The sequence below is a fragment of the Paraglaciecola sp. L1A13 genome, from assembly GCF_009796745.1.
Classification (GTDB): domain Bacteria; phylum Pseudomonadota; class Gammaproteobacteria; order Enterobacterales; family Alteromonadaceae; genus Paraglaciecola.
This window is the reverse complement of sequence record NZ_CP047024.1, coordinates 692,463-714,526: the sequence shown is the minus strand read 5'-3', so window position 1 is coordinate 714,526 and position 22,064 is coordinate 692,463. Positions and strand designations below refer to the sequence as shown.

General features: G+C 43.0%; 18 protein-coding genes. 6 read left to right on the top strand and 12 right to left on the bottom strand.

What is annotated here, in order from left to right:
• Position 1: 1 nt before the first annotated feature.
• The 4 genes from GQR89_RS02980 to GQR89_RS02965 form a co-directional block, all read right to left on the bottom strand.
• Positions 2-1,468 (bottom strand): SLC5 family protein, encoded by a 1,467-nt coding sequence (locus tag GQR89_RS02980; RefSeq protein WP_158768686.1) that lies wholly within the window; start codon positions 1,466-1,468, stop codon positions 2-4.
• A 112-nt stretch (positions 1,469-1,580) separates the two neighbouring features.
• Positions 1,581-2,345 (bottom strand): SapC family protein, encoded by a 765-nt coding sequence (locus GQR89_RS02975; RefSeq protein ID WP_158768685.1) that lies wholly within the window; start codon positions 2,343-2,345, stop codon positions 1,581-1,583.
• 2 nt (positions 2,346-2,347) lie between these two features.
• Positions 2,348-3,874, bottom strand: coding sequence for a tryptophan halogenase family protein (locus GQR89_RS02970; RefSeq protein WP_158768684.1), 1,527 nt, complete (start codon positions 3,872-3,874; stop codon positions 2,348-2,350).
• 256 nt (positions 3,875-4,130) lie between these two features.
• Positions 4,131-6,890 (bottom strand): TonB-dependent receptor, encoded by a 2,760-nt coding sequence (locus tag GQR89_RS02965; protein ID WP_158768683.1) that lies wholly within the window; start codon positions 6,888-6,890, stop codon positions 4,131-4,133.
• A 535-nt stretch (positions 6,891-7,425) separates the two neighbouring features.
• Here GQR89_RS02965 and GQR89_RS02960 point away from each other — a divergent pair.
• Together GQR89_RS02960 and GQR89_RS02955 are read left to right on the top strand one after the other, a co-directional pair.
• Complete coding sequence (locus GQR89_RS02960; protein WP_158768682.1) at positions 7,426-9,582, top strand: alpha-galactosidase; 2,157 nt, start codon at positions 7,426-7,428, stop codon at positions 9,580-9,582.
• 178 nt (positions 9,583-9,760) lie between these two features.
• Positions 9,761-10,960 (top strand): dipeptidase, encoded by a 1,200-nt coding sequence (locus GQR89_RS02955; protein WP_158768681.1) that lies wholly within the window; start codon positions 9,761-9,763, stop codon positions 10,958-10,960.
• A 70-nt stretch (positions 10,961-11,030) separates the two neighbouring features.
• Here GQR89_RS02955 and GQR89_RS02950 read toward each other — a convergent pair whose 3' ends face one another.
• The 4 genes from GQR89_RS02950 to rsmI form a co-directional block, all read right to left on the bottom strand.
• On the bottom strand, positions 11,031-12,326 hold the full coding sequence (locus tag GQR89_RS02950) for an acetylhydrolase (protein ID WP_158768680.1): 1,296 nt from the start codon (positions 12,324-12,326) through the stop codon (positions 11,031-11,033).
• Positions 12,327-12,426: 100 nt separating this feature from the next.
• The gene (locus GQR89_RS02945; RefSeq protein ID WP_158768679.1) at positions 12,427-13,080 is read right to left on the bottom strand and encodes a 2OG-Fe(II) oxygenase; all 654 of its coding nucleotides are present in this window, start codon (positions 13,078-13,080) and stop codon (positions 12,427-12,429) included.
• Positions 13,081-13,178: 98 nt separating this feature from the next.
• Positions 13,179-13,685 carry a hypothetical protein gene (locus GQR89_RS02940; RefSeq protein ID WP_158772113.1) on the bottom strand — a complete coding sequence of 169 codons (507 nt, stop codon included), beginning with the start codon at positions 13,683-13,685 and terminating at the stop codon, positions 13,179-13,181.
• Between the two features lie 52 nt (positions 13,686-13,737).
• Positions 13,738-14,589 (bottom strand): 16S rRNA (cytidine(1402)-2'-O)-methyltransferase, encoded by an 852-nt coding sequence (gene rsmI / locus GQR89_RS02935; protein ID WP_158768678.1) that lies wholly within the window; start codon positions 14,587-14,589, stop codon positions 13,738-13,740.
• A gap of 140 nt (positions 14,590-14,729) precedes the next feature.
• Between rsmI and GQR89_RS02930 the strand changes: the two genes are divergently transcribed.
• Genes GQR89_RS02930 through dolP form a run of 4 tightly spaced genes read left to right on the top strand, consistent with a single transcriptional unit; the run spans position 14,730 to position 18,283 of the window.
• The gene (locus GQR89_RS02930) at positions 14,730-16,715 is read left to right on the top strand and encodes a penicillin-binding protein activator (RefSeq protein WP_158768677.1); all 1,986 of its coding nucleotides are present in this window, start codon (positions 14,730-14,732) and stop codon (positions 16,713-16,715) included.
• A complete protein-coding gene (locus tag GQR89_RS02925; protein ID WP_158768676.1) occupies positions 16,702-17,076 on the top strand; it encodes a YraN family protein in 375 nt (124 codons plus the stop codon). Before GQR89_RS02930 ends, GQR89_RS02925 begins: the two co-directional genes overlap by 14 nt.
• Before the next feature lie 30 nt (positions 17,077-17,106).
• Positions 17,107-17,700, top strand: coding sequence for a phosphoheptose isomerase (locus GQR89_RS02920; RefSeq protein WP_158768675.1), 594 nt, complete (start codon positions 17,107-17,109; stop codon positions 17,698-17,700).
• A gap of 4 nt (positions 17,701-17,704) precedes the next feature.
• Positions 17,705-18,283, top strand: a complete 579-nt coding sequence (dolP, locus tag GQR89_RS02915) for a division/outer membrane stress-associated lipid-binding lipoprotein (RefSeq protein ID WP_158768674.1) — start codon at positions 17,705-17,707, stop codon at positions 18,281-18,283.
• Positions 18,284-18,810: 527 nt separating this feature from the next.
• Here dolP and GQR89_RS02910 read toward each other — a convergent pair.
• From GQR89_RS02910 to GQR89_RS02895, 4 genes are all read right to left on the bottom strand, one after another.
• Positions 18,811-19,236 (bottom strand): ClpXP protease specificity-enhancing factor, encoded by a 426-nt coding sequence (locus GQR89_RS02910; RefSeq protein ID WP_158768673.1) that lies wholly within the window; start codon positions 19,234-19,236, stop codon positions 18,811-18,813.
• A gap of 14 nt (positions 19,237-19,250) precedes the next feature.
• Positions 19,251-19,883, bottom strand: coding sequence for a stringent starvation protein SspA (sspA, locus tag GQR89_RS02905; protein ID WP_158768672.1), 633 nt, complete (start codon positions 19,881-19,883; stop codon positions 19,251-19,253).
• 181 nt (positions 19,884-20,064) lie between these two features.
• Entirely contained in the window at positions 20,065-20,799 is a 735-nt protein-coding gene (locus GQR89_RS02900) for a cytochrome c1 (RefSeq protein ID WP_158768671.1), read from the bottom strand.
• The gene (locus GQR89_RS02895; protein WP_158768670.1) at positions 20,796-22,064 is read right to left on the bottom strand and encodes a cytochrome b N-terminal domain-containing protein; all 1,269 of its coding nucleotides are present in this window, start codon (positions 22,062-22,064) and stop codon (positions 20,796-20,798) included. Before GQR89_RS02895 ends, GQR89_RS02900 begins: the two co-directional genes overlap by 4 nt.

Below are 22,064 nucleotides of genomic sequence, written 5' to 3'. Positions count from 1 at the left end.
TTTAAACTTTACTTATAGCTTCAACGCCATCATCACTGCCCCACGCAAATTTTGCCCTTTGTCCTAAAACAAACCTGTTAACAAACAAGGCAAAACTGATGCACGAAACTAATGTAATAGGCATTAAATGGATATAGTGCCAAGTGGAATAAATTGGCGAGAAATCAAACGTCAGAGAGCCATACAATAACACCCCAAAAATGACCGCCGCGATGCCCGCTCGTGCATCAACATCTTTGAACACCAACCCTACGACGAATATTGACAATATTGGCATACTTAATAAACCATTTAACTGTTGCAACAAGTTAATGATACTGTCGGCCTGTTGGTAAATTGGTACTAAGACTAATGATAATACAGTCAGCAACGCTGTTACCCAACCACTTAAGCGCACTACATTTGGGTTGTCGTTAATATAAGCTTCATGAATATCACATACGTACAAAGCCGTCGCAGAGTTCAATAAGCTGTTATAGGTAGATAAAACCGCAGCAGCCATTGCGGCTGCAAATACACCGGTAAGCCACAATGGCATTACATCCCCTACAATGCGTCCGTAAGCAGCATCACCAATATCGCCATAAAGCTTAAATGACACAATACCAGGTAAGACAATGATAGCGGGAACGATTAGAATTCGAATACCCGCAGCAGCGAAGACACCTTTTTGGGCTTCTTTAACATTAGGAGCAGCCATAGCACGCTGGGTAATCGTCTGATTGGTTCCCCAATAATATATTTGAATAAAGATCATTCCGGTAAGCAGCGTCTGCCAGGGTAAGGGAGAATCAGGTGCACCGATAAGCGTTAGCCTTTCAGCAGGAATACCACTGAAGTCAAAATCAATCGCTGCAAGCGATAAGAAAACCACTAACACAGCCATACTTAGCAACAGTACCCCAGAGTATGTATCGGATACGGCAACAGCCCGTAAACCACCGAAAATGGCATAGACCGCCCCCAAAGCAGCAAAGGCGATGGCGATATACATAAGCGGAATATCCACATTGAACATGGTTTGCATAAAGAGTGAGCCTGAATAAATAACAGCTGGCATATAAATCAAGGCGTTACCTAAGAAAAACAACATACCAATAACCGCACGAATGTGCTTGTTTTTGTAGCGTTTTTCTAATAGCTCTGTGGTTGTCGTACAATTATATTTGTAATAGATCGGGATAAAGACTTTAGCAAGAATGATCAAACCAATCACCGCCGAAAATTCCCACCAAGCCAACAACGCCATTTGGTTGCCATTCATACCCACCAGTTGGTCAGTACTCAAGTTTGTTAACGTGATTGAACCTGCAACAAACATCCAGGTTAAACCGCCACCAGCGAGAAAGTACTCCTTGTTTTGACTCTGCTGGTTATGTCCATGACCGCGGCATTTCAAATACGTTAGCAAGCCTATAATGCCTGTAACTAAAGCGAATACCGCCGTTTGAACCATATTTTCTGACATCTGATATTTCCTCTGCAATCATGCTGTGTATACATTGATTACTATTTATGTGCTTAATAATCCGGTCTGTTACCACCCAGAAATGTGGCAAAGACGGAACAAGTTTAAAGGGTTAAGACGCCACTCTGTCTTTCGCGACTTCGATTTTAAGTTGAGTGATCTTGTTTTCGGTATTGCGTTCATTGTGCTTTCTAAGCAACAGGTTCAACTGATAGATGGATAACAACATGGCGTGAATAGCAATTAAATAACCACTATCATTTAACCTTGTCATTTTTTCAGGCGTTAAGCTTTGTAATTTATCTTCGTCGATTGTGCACAAACCTGCGATATTTTGTGTGTTGCCATCTTCGAAAACCAATTGTAAATCGATGGCCTTAATAAGACCCAACGCTTCGGCTTCTTGCATAAAACGATAGGTTTCTATGTCTTGCTTAATACTTGCTTCCAGTAAACTTTTCGCTTTACTTAGGAATTGAGAAGCTCGGCCTGCACTATCAAATATCTCTTCACCGGATTCTTTAGAAAATACTTCACTGCTTTCCAAGATTCCAATGGTGTAGCTATTTTCAACTTTAGGAGACTGCATTAGGTAAAACGGAAAGGTTTGTAGACTTGTCGGTTGATAAATGGCATTCCAACGTCCTTCATCGACAAACAAATTTTGCATTGACTCAAAACTGCTAAGCGCCGATAGCACCCAACTGCCGTCTTGCTGATTACGTGAGAAAAATAACGGGAAATTAGTTGCAGCCTTCCCTACCTCTGAAACCCGAAGACGCATAATCTGCTGACTCTGGGCAAATTGAGCCAGGCTATTTTCTCGAAGTTTTAAATCTTTGTGTACGGTATTACTTAATTCGACAAGTGTGCTCATGGTTATCTCATACTCTGGGTGCTTAACCACCGCTCTATATATTCTCTGTGAGGAGGAAGTGTTTGCAGCAACTGCTGAGTAAGCTGCTGATTACGCTGTATTATTTTATGGGCATTTGCGTGCTCATTGTATAGATGAGGCTGACGGCTGAAATCTGGCGTGAAGCCCATTCCGTATAAAACGTATTGGTAGCTCGCCGCCGGGAACAACTCAATAGCAGCATCGAAATCGGCGGTAATAGGCCCTCTAAATTTCCATAGAGCCAAGTCTTCTTTCAGTGACGCTGGAATAGAGTCGGCTTGCGTATGCGCCTGCCAATAAGGTTCCGGGCGTTTGGTCAGCATGTAATGTAGTTTTAGAAAGTCGATAATGCGTGACCAACGATAGGCCATTTGTTGATTAAAGCGCTTCTCAATAATCGCCGTCAAGCTGGTATCAGGCGGAATGTTATCGGCAATAAAACGTGCTGAAATTTCCACCAGCATGATTGCCGTAGCCTCTAAAGGCTCAACAAACCCTGCAGCCATACCAACTGCCACACAGTTCTTTTTCCAAACTTGTGCTCTGTGGCCAGACTTAAAGCTTATTTTACGCACGGGGATATCATCTGACATCGGGCCCAAATAACGGCGCAAATTCGCTTCTGCTTCATCGTCAGATAAATACTGACTGGAATACACATGTCCAACACCGCGTCGGTGCGTTAATCCAATATCCCAGATCCAGCCTGCACTCTGCCCTGTTGCTATCGTATGACTGGCTATCGGACTAGTGGCGTTTTCATAAGGCATATGCAAAGCCAAAGCTGAATCATTAAACAATACTTTATCGGCGGAAATGAAGGGAACGTCTAACGCTTGGCCTAATAGTAATGAAGCAAAACCGGTGCAATCCACAAACAAGTCAGCATCAATCTGCTCATAACTCTTGAGCGTAATGGAGGCAATAGCGCCATCATCGGTCAAATTGACTTTATCAACCGTGCCGATGACTTGCGTCACGTTGAGGTTGTTTTTACAGTGTTCTTTGAGAACTTCGGCAAATTCACCAGCATCGAGGTGATAAGCGTAATTACATTGACCTTTGTATTCTGCATCGGCCATAGAGCGCGGCGCTAACCCAGCTTCACAGACATGGTGCTGAAAGTTGGACTCCACAGCATAGTTTTCAATCTTGTCTACATAAGGAGCCAAGTCAATACGCCCGTACCCTAGAGGCACCGTAAACGGGTGATAATAGAAATCGCCGTTGCCGTGCACCCAATCCACAAACTTGCCACCTTGCTTAAAACCGGCATGACAGCGAGCAAAAACCTCACTTTCTTTTAAGCCAATTTGCTGCAAGGTGTTCTTCATAGTTGGCCAAGTGCCTTCACCTACGCCGACAGTGGGAATATCAGAAGATTCAACCAGCACAATTTGTAAACCGTTGTTGTCGTCCGTTTTATGCTGCGCAGCAACAATAGCAGCCGTTAACCAACCTGCAGTGCCGCCACCAACGATGACAATTTTCTTTACCGCTTTTGACATGAATGGATTAGTCCGCGTAATAACTAGTGTGGAGCACGCTATGTTGCACTCCCTCATTATTTTCAATTTAGGTGAGATTTACACACTTAAATCGTCTTTAAATACCTTACCCAATAAAGCCTGACATCCTTTATGGGGTAATCTATTTAACGTGTTATTTTATAGGAAAAATGGCCCGCTTAATACTTGCGAGCCATGATGTTGTAATTAGATAAGCGCACCATGTAATCACATACTGCGCCTATTTATTACTAGGTTAGAACTTGGCGCGAACACCCACTGCATAGCGAGCACCATTATCTTCAACCGAGTAAACTTGGTTGTCGAAACGGCCAGTTTGCACTAGCTCTTCTTCTGTTACGTTGATACCTTCAACGAAGACAGTGACGTTTTCGTTTATGTCGTAACTAGCGCTGACATCCCATTGACCAAAGGTTTGAGTATTAATAGGCTCGCCGTTAAAACCATTGTCAACGTTACGCAAGAATGCTTCACGGTTATTGAATGCAATACGTGCTTGCCATGCGTCATGCTCATAGAAAACAACTAAGTTTTGCGAATCGCCTAAGCCTTCCAAGAAGTCAGTATCAGCGTTAACCACGGTGGCATTAGCCATTACACCAAAGCCATTTTCGAATACGTGAGTCACTGCGACTTCATAGCCTGTTACTTTGGTCGTTTCCGTATTTTGCGGACGACTAACGGTATACACTTCACTTGCACCGTTCAATTCTTCAGTGTTTGCCACTACATCATAATCAGGACGAGTAGAGTCTAACGCTAGACCTACTGCACATAAATTATCGCCAGTGTCGTTATTACATCTGAATCCATCGGCCGCAGCACGGTCTGAGAAAGTATATGTCTCTTCTCCAGTTAAGCTTACGATAAAGTCTTGCACTTCTTTACTGAATACAGCAAAGGTGAAATAACTAGCATCAGCGTAATACCATTCGAATGATAGATCCCAGTTTTCAGAGGTGAACGGCTTAAGCGAAGGGTTACCACCACTTGCGGTTAAGTTCTGACGACGAGGCTCGTTGAACGTTGTCGCGGGAGATAGCTGAGACATAGTTGGGCGTGTCATTGAGTCATACACAGAGAAACGTAAAACCATTTCATCGGATAAGTCTAACTTAACGTTAACGCTAGGTAATAAATTAGAGTAGCTATCACCTTGTTGGATATCGGTGGCGGGGCCAAATTCGTTAGCAAATAAAGTTAAATCCGAGGTCGGAACAACATCCTTAATAAAGCTTTGTACTGCAGCTACTTTAATGTCTGTCTCAGCGTAACGTGCGCCTACATTAACCGCCAACGGCATATCACCAATGTCATACACAAACGTAAAGTCTAGATACAAACTAGTCACATCTTCGTTGATGGTATAACGGTTATTTTGCAGCGATGTTACAATTGGGTTGCCCGAATCAGCAAGGAAATCTATATACGCATCACCGTCATAGGTATAGAAGGTTTCAGGGTAACCAGAGAAGAAGTTCTTTGCTGTGAAAGGTTCAAATCCAATGGTATCAATTGGTGCTTCAGTGCCGTAACCACAAAATGCGCATTGATTACCATAAATTTGAAATGCCGATTTTTCACGTTCTTGGCGGTAAACACCAAATTGTGCTTTTTGGAATACGTCCGAATCAGCTAAGTAAACAAAATCAGCTTTAAATTCGTTGATTTCGTCTTCATCAGTAAATGTCTGACCTTTTTCATTATAATGCAAACGAGCGCGGCTGGCATCAGGTAAACTGTCGCCGCCAAAACCATCGTGAGTAACAATTGGCACACTGCTTGTACCGTCAAATGCGTAATTGTTTATAATACCCACTACGTTGAAACGATCTTTACCAGCGCGATCATTTTCCGCAGAAGACGTTGATACATCGAATGTACCCTTAAGTTGAGGGGTAATATCCCATTCGACATTTACGCCAAATCCATCGCTTTGTGAATCACGCGAATTACGAGTATAAGATACGAAATCTGATGCTGGGTCACCACTACCACCGTGCAGACCAATTTGTTGATCAAATGTCAGCAAAGTGCCCGTTGCTTGATCGATGGTTGCATTGCCTACACGGTCAGGTTCAAACCATGCAGCTAAATCAGTCACTTGTGAATCGACTTCAAATTTAGAAATAAAGCCATCAAGGGTAATATTGACTTCATCCGACGGAGCAAATTGGAAAACTAAGCTTGCGTTAGTACGAGTACGCTCTTGTTGGTCAATGGCCTGATCCCAGTTACGTGGAATATAGGCATTGGTAAACAACACGCCGTCATCACGATTAGAAATCGTTTGGTCGGCACGCCAGCCGGCAGTGCCCACAGTGTTAATTTGTATATCACGTTCTTGACGAGAAACGGCTAACAACACGCCCATTTTATCGTCGTTAAATGTGTTACTAACAAGGAATGAAGCGGAAGGCGAAGTCTCTTCCGAAAGTGTTTCGTACATGCCCTTCACTGAACCAATAAGCTGGAAGCCTTCGTAATCGAACGGACGGGCAGTTGATACATTAATAGTCGCACCAATGCCGCCTTCTTGAAGATCAGCACGCGTACTTTTATAAACATCAGCACCTGTGATTTGGTCAGCAGCTAACACGTCGAAGTTAAACTCACGGCCACCGCTATCAGTCGCTAACTGGCGTCCATTAACTAAAACAGTATTGAATTGTGGTCCGAAACCACGCACTGTTACCGCTTGTCCTTCACCACCACTACGGTCAATTGATACACCCGTAATACGTTGTAATGACTCAGCTACGTTTAAATCAGGAAATTTACCCAAATCTTCAGCAGCAATACCGTCGGATACAATCAATGCTTCTTTTTTATCCGACATGGCACGCTTAAGGCTGCTTACTATGCCTCGAACTTGAATTACTTCTAGATTACTGTCGTCAGATGCTTCTTGTGCTATTGCTTGCATGGATAAACCAGCAACAGTAGGTACTAATAAGGCGGTTTTTACGGCCGACCAAATGTATGATTTTTTCATGGGATGTGCCCCGTTGTGTCCTGTTAATATGATGTGTTCTTCGTTTTTGGCGCCGTGCAAGTATACAGTTCCACTCAAACCACTCGCATAACTATAGGATCATGCCATTTGGCTACCTAGTGATATGTATGTTAAATAGTATTAATACAACTTGTCAACATGTGCGCAACATATACTGAATAGCTAATTAGTCTTAATTTGAACAAAAAAATTAAGAAGAATTCAAAATAAAGCATTCAAAAACATATACTTATATTTTTAAAATTAATTTAACCCTCCAATTTAAACGCTTTACACAGGGCTCAACGGACAAGATAATTATTTCGTCATCTATGTATAATTTCGTTAATCCAAGGTAAAAATGCCTAAAGCTCGATGCTCAGCTATTTTTACAATATAAAGAATAGGATGAAAACCTAGCAAAAATTAAGAAATTATTGATAAAGTTAAATAATACTATTTATATGTTTATAAAAACGATTAAAATGACTAATTAATAATTATTGTATAAAACTGATCCCAGCAAGGACCCTTTATGACGCAACATGCCGCACAACTTATTGCACTACATGGGCAAAAGAGCAGCCTAATTTTAGATGTCGGGCACGACACACCGCAGATTATTTATTGGCGCGCTAAGCTGTCTGAGCAATCGATCGTCGGCATGATGCGAGCTTTACGATTGCGTCAAGAGGCGCCAGTCTCGCCCATCGAAGAGCTTAGTTTGTGCGTGACCCCAACCTCCGGACAAGGGTTTACTGGCTTGCCAGGTCTAAGCCTGCACGGTGAACAAGATCAGTGGGCAACAAATCCATTGTTAAAAACGGTTACCCAAGAAAATACCCATACCGTAACCCTTACCAGCCTAGATAGTGCTCGCGGTATTGAAGTCGTTGTAGTGATTGAATTAGATGTTAAAACCGATGTGTTGACCTTTAACACGACAATTAATAATGTCGGTAGTCAACCAGTTACTATTGACTGGTGCGCAGCAGCAACCATTCCGACACCAAGCGATTTCGAGCAAATAGTTGGCTTTGAGGGACATTGGGCTGGTGAGTTTCAGCAGCATTCGTTAGATAAATTTTTTGGTTCTTACGTACGGGAAAACCGGCGTGGCAAAACCTCCCACGATAGCTACCCCGCGTTGCTATTGCATCCTAAAACCACCAATCAAGCCCAAGGTGAAGCATATGGTTTTCATCTAGGCTGGAGCGGCAATCATAAAATTGTTGCTGAAAAAATGGCGGATGGACGTTCATATGTGCAAATGGGCGAACTACTTTTCCCCGGTGAAATTGTGCTAGATAAAGGCCAGTATTATCAAACACCGACTCTTTTTGCTAGTTATACTGATCAGGGCTTATCGGTTTTATCTCAGCAATTTCATGAATATGTACGCAGTCATATCATTCGCCAAAGTGTACATGACAAGCCACGTCCCGTGCATTACAACACGTGGGAAGGGATTTACTTCAATCACGACATTGCGACCCTAAAAGATCTTGCTGAACGTGCTGCAGAAATGGGAGCCGAGCGTTTCGTATTAGACGATGGTTGGTTTAATGGCCGCAATGATGACACGGCAGGTTTAGGTGACTGGTATGTGGACAAAGAATTCTATCCACAAGGCTTAACGCCGCTAATCGACCACGTCAAAGCCCAGGGGCTAGAATTCGGATTATGGTTTGAACCAGAAATGGTTAATCCAGATAGTGATCTGTATCGCCAGCACCCTGAGTGGGTATTGGGTAACGAAATAAAGAAGCAGATTGACTGTCGTAACCAGCTTGTCTTGGACTTATCTCGTCCTGAAGTATTCGATTACCTGTTCGAGCGCTTAGATGCATTGTTGACTGAATACGATATTAGCTATGTGAAGTGGGATATGAACCGCGATCTAAACCACCAAGGTAATCATAGTGGCAAGCCTGGTGGTCATAACCAAATACATGCAGTTTACCGTTTACTCGACAAAATTCGGGAAACGCATCCACAAGTAGAAGTTGAAAGCTGCGCATCTGGTGGTGGCCGCGCAGATTACGGTGTACTCGCTCGTACCGATCGCGTATGGACTTCGGATTCAAATGATGCCCTTGAACGCCTAAAAATTCAGAATGGTTTCTCGTACTTCTTGCCATCAGAACTTATGGGGTCACACGTTGGCCCTAGAGAATGCCACATTACCCACCGGACCGTATCAATGGAAATGCGTGCATCTGTGACCCTGTTTGGTCATATGGGTATGGAGATGGATTTACGTGAGCTAACGGATGCAGAAAAAGTCGAGCTCAAGGCGATGACCGACTTATACAAAAAACATCGGGCGCTGGTTCATGGCGGCGATTTGTTCCGCTTAGAACTTCCTGCCTATATGAATGGGTTAGGTATTGTGGCAAAAGATAAGTCACAAGCGCTATTCTCTTACAGTTTAATAGCGTGTAGCTCAGCAACTTTGCCGGATCAGTATAAGTTTGCTGGATTAAATAAGAGCAGCCAATATAAACTCGATATCATTTGGCCAATCAAGAATACCGAAAAGTGGCCAAAATCGGGTTTATTTGGCTTCGCTAATCATTTAAGCGCGGTTGATGGGCACGTCTTTACCGGTGAACTGCTGATGCAGTTAGGTATGCAAATGCCGTTGTTAACCCCACAAAGCAGCTTATTGTTTCATCTGACGAAAGTTTAATTCTCTAAAATGTCGCTGCGCGGGCTATTTTTAGCTCACGCGGAGACACTTTTCACGCTTTACATTACCCCTCCTTCCTTTATACCATCGTCAGGTACGCGGCAGTATTTCCTCCTGTGTGCGTAAATATTGTTAAGCAATGAATAACCACGATAAAAAATATAATCCAAGGAACGACATGAAAAACATCCATAAAACGACTCTATTTGTTGCCTGTACATTGGCGTTTTCCAGCTACGTCAGCGCGCAATATTCCGCATCTGAAAAAGCAATAGCCTTAACGCAAGAAACCATACTTATTGATTCACATATTGATGTACCTTATCGCATCAGTAAAAAGTGGGTCGACGTAACCAAAGCCACCGATGGCGGCGATTTTGACTATCCTCGAGCAAAAGCGGGCGGCTTAAATGCACCTTTTATGTCAGTTTATGTGCCTGCAAACCTTGATGATTCAGACGAGTCTACTGCCCTAGCCCATAAACTTATCGATTATGTAGAAGCAATCGTTGGTCGCGCACCGGATAAATTTGCCATTGCAAAAAGTGTGGCTGACGTTAAAAAACAGTTTGCACAAGGCTTGATTTCACTGCCCATGGGAATGGAAAATGGCTCACCTATTCAAGGCGATCTGAATAACCTTAAAACGTTTCATGAGCGCGGCATCCGCTATATCACCCTCGCCCACTCGCAAAGTAACCATATTTCTGACTCATCCTACGATATTCGCCGCAAATGGAAAGGCCTCAGCCCATTTGGTAAAACATTGGTAGAAGAGATGAATAACATCGGCATTATGGTTGATATTTCCCATGTATCAGACCAAGCCTTTTATCAAGCTATCGAAATTAGCAAAGTGCCCGTTATTGCATCTCACTCATCCTTACGTAAATTCACGCCGGGCTTTGAGCGTAATATGGACGACGATATGATCAAAGCCCTAGGTGAAAATGGCGGAGTCATTCAAATTAACTTTGGCTCAACGTTTGTTAGCAAGTTATCGCAAAACTGGCGCAACAAGATGACGGCTAAACGTAAAGCACTTGTGGAAAAAGAAGGAAAAGAAAGCCCGCTAGTGACCGCGTTTGATGAAGAGTATATTGCTAACAACCCTTTTCCTTTTGCTAACGTAGACACAGTACTTGATCACATTGATCATGTAGTCGAACTTATTGGTATTGACCATGTAGGTATTGGGTCTGATTACGACGGCGTAGGTGATTCGCTGCCTGAAGGTCTCAAGGATGTATCGACCTATCCAAATTTGGTCCAGGGCTTAATGGATCGTGAGTATTCAGAAGCAGACATTAAGAAGATTTTAAGCGGCAACTTCTTACGCGTTTGGCAAGCAGTAGAAACGTACGCCGAACAACATTAGCACTTAGGTCAAGAAAATAAAAAGGCCCGTTTGCCTATAGGCAAATGGGCCTTCTTATAGATTAGACATACTATTTCGCGTTTGTACCTCGATAAAAATCGATACCGGTAGCCCAGCGATCTGCAAAACCAGGCCACGCCTCAGTTAGCTTGCCATCACTACCTTTAACTTGCGTAGCGCTCTCACGCTTAGGTAAGTAAGCACACTTGTTGGCGTCACTTTTCACGAAACAATCTAGAAACGCCAAGCTCATATGTTCGTTAATACGATTGAGTTGTTCGTTATTCCAGCTAGGTTCAATATAATGGCCGAGATCAGCATCCGTTTCATAGGCAACTTTCGGGGCTGGATGAGGCGCGATATTATGCCTCGCATTCTCAAACACCATCATGTATTTATCTTGACTGCCAGTCTGTTCAAATAATTTTTTAACACCGTTTTCATAGCCAGAAACGTCATCTTGATCACCTGACACATACAAACTTGGCACTGTGATTTTCGCCATAGACTCTGCATCATGTACCGATGTCTCGCCACCCCATGGAGCATAAGCAATCATGGCTTTCCAACGAGGATCGACCGTGTCACGACCTGCATTACAACTATTAAATATGGGCATAAGCTGTTTCGCGGTTTCTTCTGGGAACCCTAAACGTTGTAAACCGGCTTGATTAAAGTCATAACATGCACCAATGGTGTTTACCGCACCAAATCCGCCCATCGAATAACCAATAACCGCTGCATCATCGGTGTCAGTAATGCTCGCGATTGCAGAGTCATCTTGACTAAAATAATCCAGTACAAATTGTTGGTCTCGCGCGCGATTAATTAACGTACTAGGGAAACCAGAAAAACCTGAATTTACGAAATCTACATCCGCGGTAGTAGAATCTGTGTGATCAATACCTACCACTACGTATCCATGGCTTGCTAGATGCTCGCCAAGATAATACATAATCGTCCGATACCCAGTATAACCATGTGACAAAACCACCAATGGAAATTGTCCCGACGCTTTTGGCGCAGCATCTCTATGACTGGTGCCTATAAGGCTAAATGGTTTGTGCAACCGGGTGACGTTCTCATAGGTGGCAAGCGTTTCAGTTGCCGCTTTATCATCAGCCGGATACCACACCTCTAGTGTTAAAGGGCGATCTGCCTGTGAGGTAAAGGTCTGCGTATTAAGTTGCTTTTTATGTACCACGTTTAATGTTTTAACCCCAACAGCGTATTGGCCAGGGCTCGCCAGTTCGGGAGTAACAGAAGGTTGTTGAGTATATAGATGCTCAGCCGACGGCGCCGAAACTGCGCTACCGGTAACGGTTAGCAACGCCAACAAACACCAGCTTGTAGTTTTCACTTTCATAGAATCTCTCTTGTTCAAATTGATACCAGGTATCTTTAATATTGAATAATTTATATTATTTGTAATATTTAAAGCAAGAGGCTTTGTAAAAACAATGTTATTAGCGGGGTGGATCGATTTGTCCGCCAATACTATTATTGGTGCGAAACCAACCAGCAATGCTATAGCGATCTCTCTTAGCGGCGCGGACTTCGTGGGGGAATTGCTCACTAAGAAAAATCACGCACCGGTTAAAAATAGGCTCAACTATTAAGAAGGGTGATAATTGCTCATCATGAAACATAAGTAACTCACCTTGATCAGTTTTAAGCCAATCGGCGTTTAAATAAACAACGCTGCTAAGTAATCGGTTACTACCACCCTTAAACGCATCCACGTGACGTTTGTAAAAATCTCCAAGTCCATAATGAGCAAAATGGCTTTCATAATCGAATAACCCTAGAAACAGACGTCGATTGATTTCTATTCGTAAGTTTTCCATGAGTTTTAAATATAGACTTTGAGTTTCACTCTGATTATTGATCCAAGCGATGCTATCGCTACGCACATCAGTATTTACTTGTTGTAACTGCTCTCTGCCGATAGACGCTTGCTTAAAGTGCAAACGATGATCACTACTTGCTTCTAAATATAACGCATTGGCCACGGCTTCAGGTAAAAAATCAGCGACAACACAATAACCGTAAACAGTTAGTTGTTCACAGATATACGCGATCACCTGCTCATCTAAACAGCCTGCTTCATGGGTTTGCATTTGGGGGATAATCCTAGTGTCTGGTATCTAAAGGGGTTAACTTGAAGAAGGTTATTTAACAGCAATAGCCAAGAGATTGGGCGACGTTATCCCTCACGTCACTGAATAGATGAGCTACGTGTTTCTAAGTAAGTCTGTAGAATAATAGCCGCATCATTACTTGCTCGATGCCGCTGTACTTGGGTTTCAGACAAAATGCGCGACTTAGTCACACTCCAACTATCCATTTGTTTCTCGCTTAAAATCAGCTCGAGCTGGCTAAGTTCAAATGCCATTGCTATTCCTGCACTCTCGAACAAGCGCGACAACCATGGACTATCAACCACCCATCCATCTGAATAAGCGGTTTTACGCTCCAGCAATTGATTGAGTTCAAGGCAGACTTGTTGCACCGGCACGCCTTTTTTCATCAACATAGAGCGACTGATACCGTGCAGCGCCTGAGCTTCGTCACTCCAGTGCAGCCAATCATGTTGTGGGCGAATTAGGCGGCAAAAACGGTGTTCGCGGTCTAGTGCAACGCCCACTTCAATGGGATAACTGCCAGAACCGAACCCGCTGGCTTCAACGTCGAGGATAATAGGTGAAATCACATTGCTGCGCACTAACATTCAACTCCCTTTTCGAAGGTGGTTTATACCACCCCGTAACTTAACATCAATCTGCTTTAGCTTCGCTAAACCCAAGCCCCATCTGATATAAGGTATTTTTCTTCAATCCATATTGTTGGGCGACAATACCGGCAGCTTTTTTAGGCGGCAGTTCCCCCATCAATAATTTAAGCAACTTCAATGCTTCTTCAGGAATTTCATTAACATCGGTTTTGTGGCCCGCAATCATCAACACAAATTCTCCTCGCTGGTGATTCGAATCAGCATGTAACCATTCAAGCGCTTCATCTGCTGTACCCGAGTAAAACGTTTCAAAGGTTTTGCTCAGTTCTTTGGCCACTACCACTTTACGCTCACCGCCTAGCACATTAACTACCGCTTGCACTGTATCGGCTATTCTGCGCGGAGATTCATAGAATACACTGGTCGCTGTTTCGCGCGCTAAGGTCTCTAACGCTTGGGTTTTGGCGAGCTGCTTCGCAGGCAAAAAACCTTCAAAGCGAAAACGGTCAGTCGCCAACCCCGCTCCACTTAAAGCCGTTATCGCGGCGCACGCCCCAGGTAAAGGTATCACCTCTACCGCATTGGCGCGGCATTGATTCACCAACCCATAACCAGGGTCACTAATCAGAGGAGTACCGGCGTCTGAGATCAATGCGATATTCATGCCTTGATGCAACTTTTCGATTAATTGCACGGCTCGCTGAGTTTCATTATGATCATGTAACGAGATAAGACGGGTCTTAATATCAAAGTGTTGCAGCAGTTTTTGGCTGTGACGGGTATCTTCAGCGGCAATTAAGTCCACCTCATTTAATACTCTAATTCCCCGCAGAGTAATATCTTCTAAATTTCCAATTGGGGTAGGAACGATGAACAATTTTCCAGAATTTGCCACTATGAAACGCCTTTTAACAATTATATCGCTATTTTACCTTGTAACTTCCCATTACAGCATCCCGCCAGCAGGTAGATATTTGTCAGCGTTGGTATAAACTAACGGGCGAATTATCAAGATGTTAAGTGAGTGCACCTTTAATGAAATTAATCAGGTCGGTAGTGGTTGTTAGCCTAGTCGTTTTTATGGCTTCATGTGCAGATGCACCGAACAAAAAAAACACGGTAAAACGTCCAGATATCAAGGTAGTGCAGCCAGACCGAGAGCTTAGCAGTCAATATTACCTAAACCAAGCTCAACGTAAGTTTGCACAAGATGGTGATACCACTGAGCGCAACGATTTGTTGTTGTTAGCGGCAAGTAAACTGCAACAAGAACAAAACTGCAATGCCAGTATTAAACTGCTTAATATTCTAACGCCTGAATTGATCCACCCAGAGAATCAGGCCCAGGCTCAATTATTACTCGCTGAATGTTATGTGCAACTGCCAAGCCCAGCCTTATTACACGCCCAAAAATTACTTGAAAAATTACCAAATGATTTCACTGAACAAGCACGTATTCGTGCGGTTCAAGCCCATATCGATGAGCATCAACAAGCATGGCTAGAAGCAAGTAAAAACTTATTAGCAGCGGGTAATTTGAACAATGAGAATAGCCTTCGCTTATGGCGTGCCTTAGGCAATCTAAACGCAAAGCAAGCTCAACAAGCAATTATCGATGAACCTAGGCTTCGATCTTGGCTTGATCTTAAGGATATAGTACAACAACAAGGTTTAGAGCCTGATATGTTGCAGCGTAGTGTAAGCCAATGGCAAAGCAAGCATGTTTATCACCCACTATCTCAAGCATTACCAGAAACACTTATTACTGCCATGAGTAAAGCGCCAATCATTGCAAAACGCGTGGCGGTGTTACTTCCTTTAACGGGACGTCTCGGCAGTCAAGGTAATGCCATTAAAGACGGAATCGTCGCAGCATACTTGGCCCAGCTCAATAACTCATCGCTCAAAACTAATGGCACATCTATACCAAACATTGAATTGCGATTTTTTGATTCAGCACTCAAAACACCGCAAGAGTTAAATGGCTTGGTCGCAGATTATGACGTGATTGTTGGCCCGTTATTAAAAGAAAAAATTGCCGAACTGATTACATTGTTGCCCGCGAACAAGTCCATACTGGCATTGAACAGAATCGATTTAGTTATTGCTAGTGACACTACCGCAACTGCAACATTTGCTGACGCTAATCATTTGATAACAGAAAAAGCAAACGTAGCTCAGTCTGAAATAGAATCAGATGCTGTAATTTCTGATGATAAAACACAAAACTCTCGCCCCGAAATATTTTACTTTTCTTTAGCGCCTGAAGATGAAGCAATCCAATTAGCCAAACATATTTATGACTCTGGGCTTCGTCATCCAGTCGTTTTGTCAGCCGATACCAGTACAACCCAACGCATGGCTGAAGCCTTCATTGAACAATGGCGGGTCCACCAACGACAAAAAGATTATGTAGCTCCCGCTACCGGTACCTTCACTGATAGCAAAAGCATGCGTAAATTGGTCTCTGAGTTATTGGATGTTGCCCAAAGTCGTCAGCGTGTTAAGCAAATAGAATTACTTACAACTAGCGAGGTATATGCTGTTGAGCGTAACCGTCGTGACGTAGATGCCATCATACTTTTCGCCAATCCAGAGCAAACGGAGTTGCTTAGCCCCATAATAGAATCAAGCTTAAGTCCTTTTGCCGCCCGTGAAATATCGGTTTTCGCGTCTTCGAGGAGTTATACCTTAGATTTAAACAAAAATAGTATTCGAGATTTACGTAACCTAACGTTTATCGACATGCCTTGGATGATGCCCAATAACCCTTGGCTAGAGCTGGCAAATGAAGTCGGAACACTATGGCCTCAAAGTCAGGATAGTTTGTTACGTCTGTTCGCGCTTGGCTATGACGCTTACAACTTAATACCTAAACTAAGGCACTTGAAGCTGTTACCCATAACGTCTGTACCAGGCTTAAGTGGTGAGCTAAGCATTAGCAGCGACGGTGAAGTCCACCGCGTTTTACAATGGGCCAAGGTACAACAAGACCGAGTAACTCCTTTTGCCATGGAATAATCCATTACGCTCTTTAACCAAAGGTGCGCTAGGTGAAGCACGTGCCTTAGCGTATCTGAAACAACAGGGTCTTGAGTTAATTACGCAAAATTACCGATGTCGCAGTGGTGAAATTGATATCATAATGCGAGATGGTCAAGAATTAGTGTTTGTAGAAGTTAAATATCGCAGCGGACAGCAATTTGGTAATGCTGTGGAATTCTTTCATTCGCACAAGCGACGCAAATTTGAATCCGCAATTCAACACTATATGTTAGACAATCAGCTTAATCCTTCGTTAATCGCCCATAGAATTGATATAGTCGGTATAGATGTATTAAGTAACAACAGTGACAGAATTAGTTGGTTAAAGTATGTATAAAAACAACGACTACCGCGTATTGGAGCATGAATGTTAGATAGCATTAAAGCCAATTTTACCGAGAGCATTCAAACTATGATTGCTTCTCTTGAAGAATTACCAGAGCCTATCGCCCATGCTACGCAAATGATGGTTAATGCGCTTATTAATGGCAATAAAATACTGTCTTGTGGTAACGGTGGCTCAGCGGCACACGCCCAAAGTTTTTCTTCGCAAATGCTTAACCGTTATGAACGGGAAAGGCCTAGCTTACCCGCAATTGCGTTAACGACAGACACATCGACTATCACCTCGATTGCCAACGACTTTAACTATGAAGAAGTTTTTTCCAAACAAGTTCGAGCTCTAGGTCAAGCTGGGGACATATTGCTCGCCATATCTCCTAACGGGGCTTCCCGTAGCGTAATTGCCGCCATGGAAGCGGCCCTAAATAGGGATATGACCATAGTCGCACTCACGGGGCAAGACGGTGGTGAAATGGCCGGTTTGTTGGGCCCTAACGATGTGGAAATTAGAGTGCCATCAAGCCGCGCAGTGCGTATACATGAGGTTCATTTACTCGTTGTTCATAATCTTTGTGAGGGAATAGATGATTGTTTATTCCCCGAAACTTCACAGGAGTAATTCAGTGTTAAATTTCAAACCCAAATTACTCATAGGGGCGCTACTAACGTTAAGCTTATTACAAGGCTGTGCTGCCTTGGTGGTTGGTGCCGGTGTAGGGGCTGCGTCAGCCGCTCACGATCGCAGATCGTTAGGCACTCAACTTGATGATAAAACCGTTTCTAGCCGCATTTCTATCGCTTTATCAGAAAATGCAGGCATTGACAAACAAGCTAACATTCATGTGCACGTTTTTAATGGCTCGGTACTTTTAGTTGGGCAAGCCCCGACTGAAGCACTGATTCGCCAAGCGCAAGAAGCAGCGACATCTGTTAGAAATATTGAGAAATTACATAACCAAGTACGTTTAGGACCTCCGGTTTCAGCCAGTACAACAACACATGATGTTTGGCTAACCTCAAAAATCAAAGCAAATTTAATTTCGGATAAACGCATTGATGGCTTTCACATCCATGTTGCGGTTGAGAACTCAGAAGTCTTTTTGATGGGTCTTGTCAGTACGAAAGAAGCCGAAATTGCAGCAACGGTGGCGCGCAATATTGACGGCGTAAAACAAGTCATTAAGGCGTTTGAGTATTTGTAATATTCTAGGTAATCAACACGCCGCTTGATTAGTCAGGCGGCGCGATATTGAAGTAGTAAACGCGATACTACTATTTCCCGCGATCCACAGTACCGGTTTACCGATCAAGTATTTGCTAAAGCTTTAAAAGCCACTAAAAACCTTCCTCAACGAGCCCTATCAAGACACTTACTGGCACACCTCCAATAACGCTGCGTAAATCACGCACGAGCTACAATTTCTGGCTGTAACATTTAGACAAGAGAAACCTTTTTTTGGCTTAGCGAACTATACAGACGCGCCTAGCGGATGTTTAGTATGTATATCTTATGATTTGTTGTTCGGTCTGATAATTGCGCCCCACTCATTCTTATCCGCCAATGGCTGCTTAGTAAATAAGCGCTTATTTTTAATGGGTCTATTACGTAAAGATGCAACACGTTAGCATTTTACCGTTAACCAATTTAGCGCGGCATATAAAGAGACAAGATAAATAGCAGACATAAAAAAGGTGCCATTAGGCACCTATTTTTAATTCAAGTGACTGCCTACTTAACGATAGTTAAATTAGGCTTACCTTTTTTACTTGGAGCTGAAGCACTATCAGGTTTATCTGATGACTGCACTGGGCTCGGGGTTAAATCACTGCCATCACCTTCGAAATCATCTTCAGGAGTGAACACTGTACCTGCACCATTTTCTTTGGCGTAGATAGCTAATACCGCTTTACACGGCACGACAATGTTGCGGGGCACACCGCCAAAACGCGCATCAAAGGTAATCTCATCATTGCCAAGCAATAGTTTGCCACATGACGAAGGAGAAACATTAAGCACTATCTGTCCGTCACGGACATGTTCTTGAGGCACTAACGTACCTTGAACATGAGCATCAACCACTAAATAAGGCGTTAGATTGTTATCTACAATCCATTCGTAGAATGCACGAAGTAAATAAGGTTGATTTGATGTCATATTGTCATTTCCCACTATAGAGGGTTATGAATTTCACGTTCTTGGTCAGTCAATGATGCCTTGAACGAACTTCTTTCGAAAATTCGATTCATATAACCACGTACGTCTTTTGCACCGTTACCTGTTAGCTCGATACCAAGTGACGGTAAACGCCATAATAGTGGAGCTAAGTAACAGTCAACCAAGCTAAATTCTTCACTCATAAAGAAAGGCGTTTCAGCGAACAACGGGGCTAAGCTAAGTAGTGCTTCACGTAATTCATTACGCGCAGTAGCCACATCGCCTTTACCTTCTAAGACTTGCTCAGCTAACTTGTACCAATCATTTTGGATGCGATGCATCGTCAGGCGGCTTTGACCACGAGACACAGGATAAACTGGCATCAAGGGAGGGTGAGGAAAACGTTCGTCCAAATATTCCATGATAATATGAGAATTATAGAGCACTAATTCTCTGTCAACCAAGGTTGGCACTGTGCCATAAGGATTCAAGTCGATAAGATCTTCCGACAGGTTGTTTTTCTCGATATAGCTGATTTCTACTCCAACACCTTTTTCAGCCAGTACGATACGCACCTGATGACTATAAATATCGATAGTGTCTGAGAACAACGTCATAATAGAACGTTTATTTGTGGCTACAGCCATTAAGCTTCCTCCTAAATTCAAATTTTTATTCGCTGTTAACGAGCAAAAATTCAATTATTACTGTCTTTACTACGCAAATAAGGCGGCATTAACAGCAAAACGGTAAATTAATCTACCAATGATGAGAAAGGGGCGCAGGGCCCCTTAAAATTTTGCGGATTATACATTAACTTTTGTTGAATTAATGCACATCTCTCCAATATTCTTTCTTGAGTAAATAAATAAGCACAAAGAATACCAATAAGAAGATGATCACCCAGCGGCCTATACTTTCAGACTCTAAACGTGATGGCTCGCCGGTATAAACTAAATAGTTTACTAGGTCTAATACCGCTGAATCATATTCTTCAGGACTGAGTACGCCTGAACCGTCAGACTTTATACCGACGTAGCGCTCAACCATTTCACCGTCAACCATATGTTCTTCAGTTGTTTTGGTAGGGATACCTTGTAACTCTTGCAACACATGGGGCATACCCACTTCTGGAAAAACTAAATTGTTCACACCAAATGGACGACTTTCATCAACATAAAATGTGCGCAAATAGGTATATAGCCAGTCAGCACCACGGACACGGGCAACCAAAGTTAAATCTGGTGGCGGCGCTCCGAACCACTTTGCAGCAGAATCAGCAGGCATACCATTTTTAATATAATCGCCAACTTTTTCGCCGGTGAACTGCAAGTTCTCCTGACCTATCTCCGCCGGAATACCCAAGTCTTCGAACGCACGCTGATAACGTTGGTACTGCATTTGGTGACAACCTAAGCAATAATTCTGAAATAACTTAGCACCGTTTTGCAACGAAGCTTTATCCGTTAAATCATAATTGGCAGTGTCTAGGTGTACACCGCCACCTGCAGCAAATACTGCATTGGGTAGTAAAAAGGCTAAAACGAGTATTAACTTCTTCATCCTGTAATCCTCGCTGGGACTGGCTTAGTTTTCTCATTCTTGCTGTAAATCCACAGTAAGAAGAAGAAACCAAAATACATTATGGTCAAAATTTGCGAAGCAATAATCTTCCAAGCTTCTTGTGGGGTACCGCCTAAATAACCTAGGAAGATAAATACACCAGCAAAAATAATGAGATTCCAAGTGTGTAAACCACAACGATAACGCCATGATTTTACGCGTCCTCTGTCAATCCAAGGCAGAAGTGCTAACGCTACAATTGCGGCGAACATGCAAATAACACCGCCCAATTTGTGCGGTACGGCTTTCAAAATTGCATAGAAAGGCGTGAAGTACCAAACAGGGAAGATATGTTCAGGCGTTTTAAGTCCATTCGCAATTTCAAAGTTAGGATGCTCTAGGAAGTACCCGCCCATGCCTGGGTTAAAGAACATGACATAACAAAATGCGATCAAGAAGAGGCTAAAGGCAACCAAATCTTTCAGTACTATATGCGGGAAGAACGGCACGATGTCATCAATAATGTCGTACTTGTCGGTATAATACTCGTGTATTTTAAACTTGGTTTTTTCTTCTTCGCTAAGTGAACCTTTCTTACGCTTAACGTCAGTACCGTCGGGGTTGTTAGAACCTACTTCGTGAAGTGCAACGATATGCAGGAACACAAGAATAACGATAACAAGTGGTAAAGCGATAACGTGTAACGCAAAGAATCTGTTCAAGGTCGCACCTGAGATGACATAGTCACCCTGGATCCATACCACTAAATCAGGACCAATAACGGGAATTGCACTAAATAAGGAAACAATAACCTGCGCACCCCAGTAGGACATTTGTCCCCAAGGTAAAACATAACCCATAAAGGCTTCGGCCATCAGAGCCAGATAGATGAACATACCGAATAACCACAATAATTCACGTGGTTTCTGATACGAGCCGTAAATCATTCCGCGGAACATATGTAAGTAGACAACAATAAAGAACGCTGATGCGCCAGTACTGTGCATGTAACGTAATATCCAGCCATATTCAACATCACGCATAATGAACTCAACCGAAGCAAACGCGCGTTCAGCTGATGGTTCGAAGCTCATAGTCAACCAGATACCGGTAACAATTTGATTAACTAAAACGATAGTGGCTAGAAAACCGAACACATACCAGAAGTTCATGTTTCGGGGAGCTGGGTATTGAACAGCATGCATGTTAGCAACACGCATAATAGGCAAGCGGTATTCAATCCAATCCATTAAATTTTTGAACAT